This window comes from Rhizobium sp. A37_96, from assembly GCF_053521765.1.
On the sequence record NZ_JBNWDS010000005.1, the window covers coordinates 107,108 to 118,996 of the forward strand.

The 11,889-nt window shown below is 63.3% G+C and carries 11 protein-coding genes; 4 read left to right on the top strand and 7 right to left on the bottom strand.

The features are described from left to right. Positions 1–200 precede the first annotated feature (200 nt). The 4 genes from ACQZ6J_RS16125 to fdxA all read left to right on the top strand — a co-directional run bounded on the left by ACQZ6J_RS16125 (position 201) and on the right by fdxA (position 4,494). Positions 201–674, top strand: coding sequence for a (2Fe-2S)-binding protein (locus ACQZ6J_RS16125; protein WP_449084797.1), 474 nt, complete (start codon positions 201–203; stop codon positions 672–674). Continuing rightward, positions 674–1,657, top strand: a complete 984-nt coding sequence (locus ACQZ6J_RS16130; RefSeq protein WP_163992544.1) for an FAD binding domain-containing protein — start codon at positions 674–676, stop codon at positions 1,655–1,657. Before ACQZ6J_RS16125 ends, ACQZ6J_RS16130 begins: the two co-directional genes overlap by 1 nt. After that, entirely contained in the window at positions 1,654–3,942 is a 2,289-nt protein-coding gene (locus ACQZ6J_RS16135; RefSeq protein ID WP_449084798.1) for a xanthine dehydrogenase family protein molybdopterin-binding subunit, read from the top strand. The genes ACQZ6J_RS16130 and ACQZ6J_RS16135 overlap by 4 nt, the downstream gene beginning before the upstream one ends. A gap of 210 nt (positions 3,943–4,152) precedes the next feature. Beyond that, complete coding sequence (gene fdxA / locus ACQZ6J_RS16140; RefSeq protein WP_449084799.1) at positions 4,153–4,494, top strand: ferredoxin; 342 nt, start codon at positions 4,153–4,155, stop codon at positions 4,492–4,494. 65 nt (positions 4,495–4,559) lie between these two features. Here fdxA and ACQZ6J_RS16145 read toward each other — a convergent pair whose 3' ends face one another. Genes ACQZ6J_RS16145 through ACQZ6J_RS16175 form a run of 7 tightly spaced genes read right to left on the bottom strand, consistent with a single transcriptional unit; the run spans position 4,560 to position 11,888 of the window. Then, the gene (locus ACQZ6J_RS16145) at positions 4,560–5,954 is read right to left on the bottom strand and encodes an amidohydrolase family protein (protein ID WP_449084800.1); all 1,395 of its coding nucleotides are present in this window, start codon (positions 5,952–5,954) and stop codon (positions 4,560–4,562) included. Between the two features lie 12 nt (positions 5,955–5,966). After that, positions 5,967–6,890, bottom strand: a complete 924-nt coding sequence (locus ACQZ6J_RS16150; protein WP_163992551.1) for a LysR family transcriptional regulator — start codon at positions 6,888–6,890, stop codon at positions 5,967–5,969. 35 nt (positions 6,891–6,925) lie between these two features. Beyond that, a complete protein-coding gene (locus tag ACQZ6J_RS16155) occupies positions 6,926–7,702 on the bottom strand; it encodes an enoyl-CoA hydratase-related protein (protein ID WP_449084801.1) in 777 nt (258 codons plus the stop codon). Continuing rightward, positions 7,699–8,856, bottom strand: a complete 1,158-nt coding sequence (locus tag ACQZ6J_RS16160; protein WP_449084802.1) for a CaiB/BaiF CoA transferase family protein — start codon at positions 8,854–8,856, stop codon at positions 7,699–7,701. The genes ACQZ6J_RS16155 and ACQZ6J_RS16160 overlap by 4 nt, the downstream gene beginning before the upstream one ends. After that, the gene (locus ACQZ6J_RS16165; protein ID WP_449084803.1) at positions 8,853–10,211 is read right to left on the bottom strand and encodes an FAD-dependent oxidoreductase; all 1,359 of its coding nucleotides are present in this window, start codon (positions 10,209–10,211) and stop codon (positions 8,853–8,855) included. Before ACQZ6J_RS16165 ends, ACQZ6J_RS16160 begins: the two co-directional genes overlap by 4 nt. Before the next feature lie 28 nt (positions 10,212–10,239). After that, complete coding sequence (locus ACQZ6J_RS16170) at positions 10,240–11,073, bottom strand: ABC transporter permease (protein ID WP_449084804.1); 834 nt, start codon at positions 11,071–11,073, stop codon at positions 10,240–10,242. Continuing rightward, positions 11,070–11,888 carry an ABC transporter ATP-binding protein gene (locus tag ACQZ6J_RS16175; RefSeq protein WP_449084805.1) on the bottom strand — a complete coding sequence of 273 codons (819 nt, stop codon included), beginning with the start codon at positions 11,886–11,888 and terminating at the stop codon, positions 11,070–11,072. Before ACQZ6J_RS16175 ends, ACQZ6J_RS16170 begins: the two co-directional genes overlap by 4 nt. Between the last annotated feature and the right edge of the window lies 1 nt (position 11,889).

An 11,889-nucleotide genomic window follows, 5' to 3' on the forward strand; every position in this document is an offset into this window, starting at 1 on the left:
ACAAACCAGGCATTAGTTTAAACGGAGGCGCCTCCGTTTATCGTTGTGCGTCCCACATCCTGATTGCGATGCGCCGGTCACTGTGAGGAAAGGCCGGCGGCTCGTCTTCCTGAGAAAATCATATAGCAACCGGTAGACCGCCGAACAGACTCTACTAGATTTCGTAGGTCTCATCTTCGTGACGATGGCAGGAGCTTATCATGACACGAACCATCCATGTCGCACTCGATATCAACGGGCAGCGGCACGAACTCGATATCGAGCCGCGTGTGACGTTGCTCGACGCGCTGCGCGAGCATCTCGCGCTCACCGGCACAAAGAAAGGCTGCGACCAGGGCCAATGCGGAGCCTGCACCTGTCACGTCGACGGCAAGCGCGTACTCTCCTGCCTGACGCTTGCCGCGCAGGCCGAGGGCCGCAAGGTCACGACGATCGAGGGCATCACCGGCGAAGCCGGCAACCTGCATCCCGTGCAGGCGGCGTTCATCGAACTTGATGCCTTCCAGTGCGGCTATTGCACGCCCGGCCAGATCATGTCGGCGGTCGCCTGCATTCGCGAAGGGCACGCCGGATCGGATGCCGAGATCCGCGAATATATGTCCGGAAATCTCTGTCGATGCGGGGCCTACAACAGCATCGTCGCGGCGGTGCGCCAAGCCGCGGAGGTGGCGTAATGCGGAACTTTTCGTATTTCCGTGCGACCTCGCCGGCCGAGGCCGGTCGCGCAGCGCAGCAGGCGGGCGCCATGTTCCTCGCCGGTGGAACGACCTTGCTCGATCTTGCCAAATGCGGAGTGAGCGAGCCTGATACGGTCATCGATATCACCCACCTTTCCGGCATGAACGGTATTGCGGTCGATGCGGCCGGCGCAAAGATCGGCGCACTTGCCAGGATGAGCGATGTTGCCGATCACAAGGATATCCGTGCAGCCTTCCCGGCCGTTTCGGAATCGCTCGCGCTTGCTGCATCCGCTCAACTCCGCAACATGGCGACGATCGGCGGCAATCTCCTGCAACGGACGCGCTGTTCCTACTTCCGCGATCCAGGCGCCTTTGTTGCCTGCAACAAGCGCAATCCCGGCTCCGGCTGTTCGGCGATCGGCGGCGTCACGCGCAATCACGCCGTGCTCGGCACGAGCGCTTCATGCATCGCCTCCTATCCCGGCGATCTGGCGGTTGCTCTGGTTGCCTTCGATGCCGTGATCGAGACGGATAGCCGCAAGGTGGTTGTGGATGATTTCTTCCTTGCTCCGGGCGACACGCCCGACAGGGAGACGGTCCTTCGACGCGGCGAAATGATCATGGCGATTGATATCCCTGCGTCCGCTGCTGCCCGAAACTCCACCTACATCAAGGTCCGCGACCGGCAGTCTTACGAATTCGCCGCCGCAAGCGCCGCAGTCGGTCTCGAACTCGAAGCCGATGGCAGGACGGTCCGCGATATTCGCGTGGCATTGGGCGGCGTCGCCACCAAACCCTGGCGGGTACGAGCCGTCGAGCAGGCGCTCGTCGGCAAGGTACTTGAGGCCGATGTCGTGGAGAAAGCCAGCCGCCTCGCGATGGAGGGTGCCGTCGAACATGGCGGCAATCGTCACAAGATCGAACTTGCGCCGCGCGTTGTCGCCCGCGCCATTCTGAAAGTGGGAGGCCTGGCATGACCATGATGGAACCGCGCAAGCATGGCGATGCATCCGACGGCACGGTCGGCGGTCGTCAGTCGCGCTTCGAAGGCAATATGAAGGTCATGGGTACGGCGACCTACGCACTGGAATATCCGGTCGAAAACCTTGCTTATGCCGTCCTCGTTCAGAGCACGATCCCGGCCGGCCGTGTCGTCAAGGTCGATATCTCGGCAGCGCTTGCAATGCCGGGCGTGCTGCTTGTGCTGACACCGGAGGATGATCTGGGTCTCAGGCTTGGCGGCGACTGGGGCGGCAACAGGCCTGCGGAGGGGCCATACTATCCGCTGCCGCGCGAGGTGCAGTTCAACGGCCAGTCGATCGCCGCCGTCGTGGCCGAAAGCCGCGAGCAGGCCACCGAGGCGGCTAGGCTGGTGCGCGTTACCTACGAGCAGAGCAAGCACGTCGCCGATCTCAACGATCCGAATGCCGGCGAGGGCAAGCTCATAGACCCGCTTTCCTCAAGCTGGGGCGACGCCGAAGCGGCGCTTGCCGCATCTCCGGTGCGGATCGATGCCGAATACTCGACTCCACGCGAATATCATGTGGCGATGGAGCCGCACGGGCTGACCGCGAAATGGGATGGCGACCAGCTGACCATCTGGGAGCCGAGCCAGTGGTCGCATGGCATGGCGCGCATGTATTCGGAATGGTTCGACATGCCCTATGAAAATGTCCGGATCATCTCCCCCTTCATCGGCGGCGGTTTCGGATCGAAGGGCCAACCGCTCGCCTATGGCGCGGTGGCGATCGCGGCGGCAAGGAAGCTCGGCCGCCCGGTAAAGCTCGCGGTCACGCGCCCGCAGAATTTTACGAGCTATGGCGGCCGCGCTGCGACCAGGCAGAAGATCGCGCTCGGCGCAACGGAGGATGGTATCCTGCAGGCGATCGTCCATCGCGGCGCCAGCGAAACCTCGATCTATGCGGACTGGCCGGAGCAGACGGGAGCGGCGACCTCGATCCTCTACAAGGTCGAGAATTTCTCCTCGCAGCATCGCATCGTGCCCGTCAACAGCGTGACGCCGGGCGCCTTGCGCGGCCCGGGCAAGAACCCGAGCGCCTACGGTATCGAGTGTGCGATGGAGGAACTAGCCTACAAGCTCGGCATGGATCCGCTGGAACTCCGGCTGAAAAACTATGCCGATCACGACTACCAGTCCGGCAAGCCGTGGTCGACGCGGCGGCTGCGTGAGGCTCTGACCGAGGGCGCCGAAGCCTTCGGTTGGTCGCGGCGCAGCCACGCGCCGCGTTCGATGCGCGACGGCAAGACCCTGATCGGCTGGGGCATCGGCTGCGGCACCTTCCCGGTCATCCGGGCGCCGAGCGAGGCGATGATCCGGATTCTCGCCAATGGTAGGGTCGAGGTCGTCAGCGGCGCCATCGACATGGGGCAGGGGACCTATACGATCCTCGCCCAGAGCGCCGCCGAGGTTTTCGGCATTCCGGTGGAGCAAGTCGAGGTGCATCTCGGCGATTCACGCCTGCCGGGCTCGGCGATTGCCGGCGGCTCGATGCTGGCCGGCTCGATCATGGGAGCCGTTCACAAGGCTGCGGTTGCCGCCCGCGACGAACTCATCGGCCTTGCGCTCAGCGACGCCAATTCGCCGTTCCGCGATACGGGTGCGAATACGCTGAATTTCGCCGAAGGCCGCATCGCAGCGCCACGCGGCGAAACCCCGTCGCTGACGCTGGCGGAACTGATGTCGGCGCTCAAGCGTGAGGAGATCGAAGTCCGGCGCAACACCCTGCCTGAAGGCGCGAATGCGCAGGAGCAACTCCAGGCCTGGACCACTATGGCGAAGGTGCAGGGACCGACCATGGGCGATTATTCCATGCATAGCTGGTGCGCCCATTTCGCCGAAGTGCGGGTCGACGAGGATTTCGGCACGGTGCGCGTTTCCCGCATGGTCTCCGCCTTCGATTGCGGCCGTCTCTATAATCCGCGGCTGGTCGAAAGCCAGTGGCGGGGCGGTATCATCATGGGCATCGGCCAGGCGCTTCTGGAGGAAGGATTGGTCGATCCGCGCAACGGGCGAACGGTCAACAACAATGTCGGCGATTACCTCGTGCCAACGAATTCGGACATCCCGGATATTCAGGTGATCTCCGTCGGCGTGCCGGACCGTCACGCCTCTGCGCTCGGTGGCAAGGGCGTCGGTGAAGTCGGCATTGTCGGCGTGGCGCCTGCCATTGCCAATGCGGTGTTCCATGCGACCGGCAAGCGCATTCGCGACCTGCCGATCACATTGGAGAAGCTGCTGTAACCGCAGATCCATGGAGCCGCATTGCGCAAGCGTGCGGCTCAAATGCCTCGGCGACAGCGACCGTTGGCCGGGGCTATCCATGCGACATAACGTCGAGCTGGCCGTTGCCTTTTCGGCAATAGATGAGCCGAAAATCAGCGCTTCTTCAGAACGCATCCGTTTGCCATAGTTCATCGAAAGCGCCCTTGAGAGCGTTGTGAGGCGAACGTCATGGCCTATGTAATCACCGAGCCCTGCATCGATACGAAAGACGGCGCCTGTACGGTTGCCTGCCCGGTCGATTGCATCTACGAGGGCGGGCGGATGTTCTATATCCAGCCGGACGAATGCATCAATTGCGGGCTCTGTCTTTCCGTCTGTCCGGTCGATGCCATCTTGTGGGATGAGGAAATGCCGGCGGAGCGACTGTTTCTGCGCGAGGTCAATCGCGATTTCTTCGCCGATAGCGTTACCGGCTGGGGCGCGCCCGGCGGCTGGGACAAGAGCCGCACGACCAGTCTCGACCACCCTTTCGTCGCGGCTTACAACGAGATTTCCGAAAGCCGCTGCTGATCCGGCAGGAGTCTTCATCGAGTGTCCCCGCCGCAGTGAAATGGCGGTTGCCGTTTCCCGCGATATCAGGAGATTCCGTGCCAGGTGTCATAGTAGGCGCGCGTCGCTTCCGATAAAGCGTTGACGAGAGGCCGCTGTTTCTCAAGTCTCGGCAGATCGGCTCTTGCCTGCGCCAAAAGTTCGGACAGGGCTGCGTCGAAGTCGATGCCCGTCAGCTTTCCTTCGCGCATCACCTCCCGGTCGGCGACAACGAGCCCTTTGGCATGTCGCGCGCTCATGCGGGTCAGCAGGATTTCCGCCTCGTCGATATCGTCGAACAGCGCCTCGGCCATCAGGGCTCGATAGTCGACGATCGTGAAATCTTCGGCGTCGCTTGCGTTGACGACCTGGCGGCCGACGCGGATCGCGGCATCGAATAGGCTCCCCGCCGCCAATTGCCTGGTCAGGCTGCGCCCGCCATGCAGGAGGTAGAGCAGCCGCATTTCCCGCCACAGATCCTGATCGTCGTCGAAGCCGGTGCCGTCGAGGCCGATGGCGAAGGTCGGGCCGCCAAGCGCGACCGCGGACGCAATCGAAGCAATGCCCGAGCGAAGGCGCAGATTGGCGGAGGGGTTGCTGACAAGCTGTACGCCGCGCTCGGCAAGCAGTTCAAGTTCATCGGGGCGCAGCTGGACGCCATGGGCGACGGCGAGGCGCGACGACAGGAAGCCTATCTTGTCGAGATAATTGACGATTCCCTCGGGAAAGCGGCGATCGAGCCACAGGCGCTGGCGCGGACTTTCGAGCAGATGCATATGAATGCGCCGGCCATGTGCAGCGGAAGCGTCCGCGATTGCCTCCAGCAGTGCGTTCGAGCACCATTGCGGCCCGATCGGCCCGTACTGCACGTCGACCAGCGGACTGGTATTGGCAGCCGCCACCGCCTCGACGGCGGCAAGCTGCGTGCGGATCGGTGCATAGTCGGGGATGGTCCCGGCCAGTGCCTGCCAGTCACCTGGGGACAGGAACGGCTTCAGCCGTTGCGGCCCGCCATCATAGGCCCAGGCGTCGTGGTCGAGCAGCGGGCAGGAGAGCGCAAGCCGGATGCCGATATCGCCCGCCGCTCGCATGACCGCGCCTGCCTCATCGGCCAGCCGGTCGACATTCAGGGAGTTATGGCAATGCATGGTCGCGCCGACGCCGGTTTTGGCCAGCCGGCCGAAGGCGACGAGCGCTTCGAGATAGGGATCCGTGCGCGGCCGCAGCCTCAGGCCCGGGATCCACACCTCAAGCGCATCATCGATGGCGCCGAAATCGAGGGTGCGGATGCCGTAGCCATGGTCATGAGCGTTGACGGGCGAGGGCAGAACCAGATCGCCGGATTGCAGACGAAGGGCTTGCAGCGCTTGCGGCAGCGCCGCCGCTTCCGTGACCCTCCGGGCAGGCGCATGACCCGGATCGAGCAGCAACCGCATGGTCATGGTCGTTTCCCTCTATCGTGAGACCAAGGTATTGATCTTCTCGGCGAACTTCGACAGCTCCTCGCCCATCGATTGGGCGACGACCTCCGTCGCATGGGTGAGCTGGCGGCGGCGCGAAACGACGATACCGACTTCGAGATCCTGGAGCTTCGATCCCGCGATCGACAGCGCGACAGCATCGCCGGCTTCCAGCTCGCGCAGCAGACCGAGCGGCGTGAAGAAGGCCACGCCCTCGCCGGCAAGGATCATCGGCTTCAGCATCATCTGATTGTTCGTCGCGACCAGCGTGCGGCCGACGCGATTGAGCGCGCCGAGCTCGACCGCGATCATCGAGCTCATGACCTCGTTGTCGAGTTGCAGCAGCATGTTGAACTGGGCGCATTCCTGCAGCGTCACGGACTTCTGCCGCGCGAGCGGATGGCTCTTGGCGACGATCGCCATCAGCGGCATGCGCACGCCATGGATCAGCTTCATGTCGTGCGGGCGGGCGAGATCGAAAGTCACGCCGATATCGACGTCGCCCTCGGCGAGGAAGCGGAAGATATTGTTGTAGTTATCGGTGCGGATGCGAAAATCCACCGCCGGATGCCTCTTGTGGAAGCTGGAGACGAATTCCGGCAGGAACTGGATCGCAAGGCTGTCCAGGGCGGCGATGTGGACGCGGCCGGTGCTCTTGCCGTGGAGATCGCCGAGATTGGATTTCATGATTTCGTATTCGTGCAGCGTATCCTTGGCGTGCCGCAGCACGATTTCGCCCGCCGATGTCAGCCGCAGGCCGTCGGAGAAGCGCTCGAACAGTGGCGTGCCGAGCTCGTCTTCCAGTTTCTTGATCTGCCGGCTGACGGCGGAGGTCGCGACATGCAGCTCGTCGGATGCCTTGCGGATCGATCCGGAGCGTGCGACCTCGGCGAAATACTTCAGAATGCTGGCATGCATGAAAAGCCCTCGGCGATCTCGAAGCTATAGCATGCCTATCTGCCGCGCCAAACGGGCGCCCGCTTCTCGCGGAAGGCCGTGACCCCTTCCATCGAATCCTCGCTTTTCAAGGCCTTGATCAGGGCCGGCGTCCTCAGCGCCTGCGCCTCGGCAGGGCTCAGATGCGCCGTGCGATTGACCGTCTGCTTGATCGCCCGCAGCGACAGCGGTGCGCAGGCGACGATATCGGCGACCCAGCGATCGACGGCTGCATCGAGCTCAGTTGACGGCACGACCTCGTTGACGATGCCATAGTTCGCCATTTCGAGAGCGCTGAATTGCCGCCCGGTCAGCATCACGGCCATGGCGCGATTGAAGGCGATCTTACGCTGCAGCAGGATCATGCCACCATCGAGCGGCATACGGCCGACGCGCGCCTCGGGTAGCCCAAAGCGGGCCGTTTCCACCGCGACGACGATATCGCAGCCGAGTACCATTTCGAAGCCGCCGCCAAGCGCATAGCCGTTGACACGAGCGATGACAGGCACGTCCAGCGAACGACGGAAGGCAAGGCCGCCAAAGCCGTTCTCCCGGCCAACCGCCCAGTAATCGACGCCGGAGCTGCCGCTTCCTCCCTTCAGATCGGCGCCTGCACAGAAGGCTTTCTCGCCTGAGCCGGTCAGGACGACACAGCTGATGTCGTCACGCCGTTCTATCTCGGTCCAGATCGCCTCGAGCGTCGCCTCGGTCTCGGCATCGACCGCATTCATCCGGTCGGGCCGGTCGAGTGTCACGCGGGCGACGCGGTCCTCTACGGTGAAGGAGACGCTCATGCGGCATCCCCCTGCAGCCCGGACAGCGAGGCCAGAATTTCCTCGTTATGCTGGCCAAGCTGTGGCGGCGAAATGCGCACGGTGACGTGGGCGGCGGACATGTCGATGGGCGAGCCGATCAGCCGGATCGGGCCTGCGGCCGTCTCGCCCGCCTCGAGGATCATCTTGTTGATGATGGTCTGTTCGTCCTTCAGCGCCTCCGGCAGCGAGCGTACCGGCGCGCAGAGGATATCGACGCCTTCCAGCCGCTCGATCCAGTGCGCCGTGCTGTTTTTGGCGAAGTTGTCGCGGAAGATCGCCTGCAGTTCCGGCCGCCGCGCCATCTGGGAGTCGAAATCCTTGTATTGCGGATATTGCGAGAGGTCTTCGATCTCAAGCGCTTCGCAGATGTCGCGCAAGGGGTTGGGCTTGAAGGCGCCGACCATGACGATCGCGCTGTCCGTCGTCTCGAAGACGCCGGTCAGCGGGAAAGCGCCCCAGTTCAGATCCTTCTGCCGCATCAGATGCGTCGTGCCCTCCTGCATCTGCATGGCGATCATGGAGTTGTAGAGGCTGACGGCGACCTGCTGGCCTTCGCCGGTCTTGTCTCGCTGGAGGAGGGCAAGCAGGATCCCCTGGACGAGATGCATGCCGGCTGAGTAATCGGCGAGCGGCGTGGCATAGATCGACGTCGGATGGCTGTTGTCGGACTTGCGGCGCATGACGCCGGAGACGGCCTGTGCCAGCACGTCCTGCCCGCCCTTGTGCTGATAGGGGCCGGTCAGTCCGAAGCCCGTGCCGACGGCGTAAATCAGGCGGGGATTGATCTTCTTCAGGTCTTCGTAGCCGAAGCCCATGCGCTCCATGACGCCTGGACGGAAGTTGTTGACGACGACATCGGCCGTATCGAGCAGCGTCAGAACGGTTTTGTTCGCGACGGGATCCTTCAGATCGAGCGCCAGGCTCTTCTTGTTGCGGTTCAGCGAGCAGAAGACCGGATTGTTGAGTCCGTCTGGATCGGAGCCCAGCGACCAGCGCGAGAGGTCGCCGATCTTCACCTTCTCGATCTTGATGACTTCGGCGCCGTAATCCGCCAGGACCTGCGTGCAGGAGGGTCCGAGCATGACCTGCGTGAAATCGATCACGCGGATTCCGTCGAGTGGTAAAGTCGTCATTCTGCAGCCTCCAAATATGTCGCGTTTTCCGAGGGGATATCGCCGGGATCGGCCCCCTGGGCCCGCATCTGCTTCTGAATTGCGCGGATATCGGCCTTGCGGACGGTCGTCCCCGCGTTGAGCGCAACGGTCGCGGCCACGCCTGCCGCTTCGCCCATCGCCATGCAGGGCGGAATCTCGCGGCTGGATTTCTGGGCCTGCGGCGTTGCCGAATAATGCCGGCCGGCGACGATCAGCTGATCGACCTCCTTCGGCAGCATGGCGCGATAGGGCGTGTAGTAGTCGCGGCCGCGGCAAACCGTGTCGGTGAAATGGCGGCGGGTCATGACGTCGTCCTTCGTTACGACATAGTCCCCCTGCAACAGCCGCGTCTGGCGCACGCCGGTCTGCGGCGCGAAATCGACGACATAGGCATTCTCGAAACCGGGCATCTTTTCCCGCGCGAAGTCGAGCAGCCTGGCGATCCTTGAGCGGCCTTCCATCTCCGCCTTGGTCAGATCCTCGACCTTCAGGCCGCTCAAGGTCGGCATATGCGGGCAATTCAGCCAGACGACGCCGGGAAGCGGCGTCTTCAGCCACCAGAAGGACCAGCAGCCGCCGATCAGCCGCTTGGCTTCGTGATCGAGCGCCTTGAAGGTTTCCGGCTCCTGCTGTTCGAAGCGTTCCGCCGCTTCCGTATCGATGCCGCCCCAGCGCGACACCGTCGTCAGGATGAAGTTGGATTCGATATGATCGGCTCCCGCGCTTGCGGCTACATCGAGGTCACCTGTGGTGTCGATGACGACGTCGCCGAGGATCGCCTGCATGCCGTCCTTCGTCTGGCAGATCACGCCTTTGATCGCGCCATCCTCGACGATCGCCGAGGAGAACCAGCTATGGGTCCTGAGCTTGATCTTCGCTTCGCCTATCATGTCGTAGGCGGCGCGCTTGAAGGCGTCGGGGTCGAAGGCGGCCGAGAAGCAGATCGGGTGCGGCATCGATTGGGTATGGAAATCGAAGAGGCCCCAGCGCGCCCAGCGCTGCCAGGCTTCCGGCGTGTCGCGGAATTCGATCAGGCGATCGCGGTCGGTGGGGGTCACGCAGAGCCCCCAGAGCTTCATGCGCTCGATCATTTCCATGCAGATGCCGCGCACGGTGATTTCGAGTTCGTTGATCATGTCGTCGAGCACCAGCACCATGCCTCCGGCGGCAAGGCCGCCGACATAGGGGTAGCGTTCGAGAAGCGTGACGCTGGCGCCGTTTCTTGCGGCCGAAACCGCCGCGGCAATCCCTGCCGGGCCGCCGCCGACCACCACCACATCGGAGCGATCGACGACACGGATATCCCGTGCAGGCTGATGAATAACCTGGTTCATTGGTGTTTCCTTCGTGTTTTTGTGGCGCTCAGTGCTGGCCGGCCGGTTTCCAGCGGATCATCCGCGCCTCGGCGACCGAGACGATGAAAAAGAGGATCACGGCGAGCAGCGCGGCAATGACGACCGTCGCGTAGAGAAGCGGCGAGCGGAAATTATAGGTCGCTTCGATGATGAGCGCGCCGAGCCCGAAGCTCGAGCCGATCCATTCTGCGACGATCGCCCCCATGACGCTGCTTGTGGCCGCAATCTTCAAGGCGGCAAAGAGGAATGGCAGCGAGCTTGGGAGACGGACCTTCCAGAGGATTTCGGAGTTGCTGGCCGAAAGCACCCGCATGAGATCGAGCATGGCCGGGCTTGCGGAGCGAAGCCCCTGGACCATGTTGACCAGCGTCGGGAAGAAGCAGATGAGCCCGGCAATGATGATCTTCGGAGCGACGCCGTTGCCGAAGATCAGGACGAGGATCGGCGCAAGCGCGATGATCGGGATCGCCTTGACGAAGACGGCGATGGGGTAGAAGGCCTTTTCCGCCGTGGCGCTGTGGACGAACCAGATAGCCAGCAGGATCGCGACGAGGTTGCCAAAAACGAAACCGAGCACGGCTTCCAGTACCGTCGGCAGCAAGTTGCGCGTTAGCGTCGCGGCGTTGTCGCGGAAGGCATAGAGGACGTCGAGCGGGCTTGGCGCCATGAAGGTCGGGATCTTGAAGATCCAGATGACTGCCTGCCAGAGCACGATGCAGGCGAGCGCGGCAAGGATCGCCGGCATATGCGAAGAAAGAACGCCGACGGTCGCGTCGAGGATGGCGACCTTGCGCGGCGCCTTGGCGATGCGGCCGATGTCGGAGTGCACTGCGTTGCTCATATGCATTCCTCCAGCAGCGCGCGCAGGTGCGCGGTAACCTTGATGAAGTCGACGGTGTCGCGCATGGCAAGCGCGCGCGGATAGGGAAGGTCGACCTTCATGAATTCCTTCACCCGGCCCGGATGGGCCTGCAGCATCAGCACATGCTGGCCGAGGAAGACCGCTTCGGGAATGGAATGCGTGACGAAGACGATGGTCGTGCCCGTTTCGCGCCAGATGCGCAGCAGCTCCTCGTTGAGCTTGTCGCGGGTGATCTCGTCGAGTGCGCCGAAGGGTTCGTCCATCAGCAGGATACGCGGCTTGGTCACCAGCGCGCGGGCGATGGCGACGCGCTGGCGCATGCCGCCCGACAATTCGTGCGGCAGCGCGTTTTCGCGCCCTTTCAGGCCGACGAGGGCCAGCAGTTCCATCGGATCGGCATAGGCACTCTTGTCATGCCTGCCCACTTCCAGCGGCAGGCGGACATTGTCGATGACGCTGCGCCACGGCAGCAGTGTCGCTTCCTGGAAGACGAAGGCAAAGTCGCGGCCCTCGCGCGCCTGGCGGGGTGGCCGGCCGAAAACCGAGACAGAGCCGTCGCTGATATGCACGAGATCGGCAATACAGCGCAGCAGGGTCGACTTGCCGCAGCCGGACGGCCCAAGCATGGTGACGAACGAGCCCTCCGCAATGTCGACGGACACATTGGACAGGGCTGTGAACTCGTTGCCCTTGTCGCCGAAGCGGATGTCGAGATCGCGAATAGAAACGGCGAGCCTCGCCGTTTCGGCGGCCGGTCGCGGCTGCGGCTGCTGGATGGTGGCGGCGCTCATCATG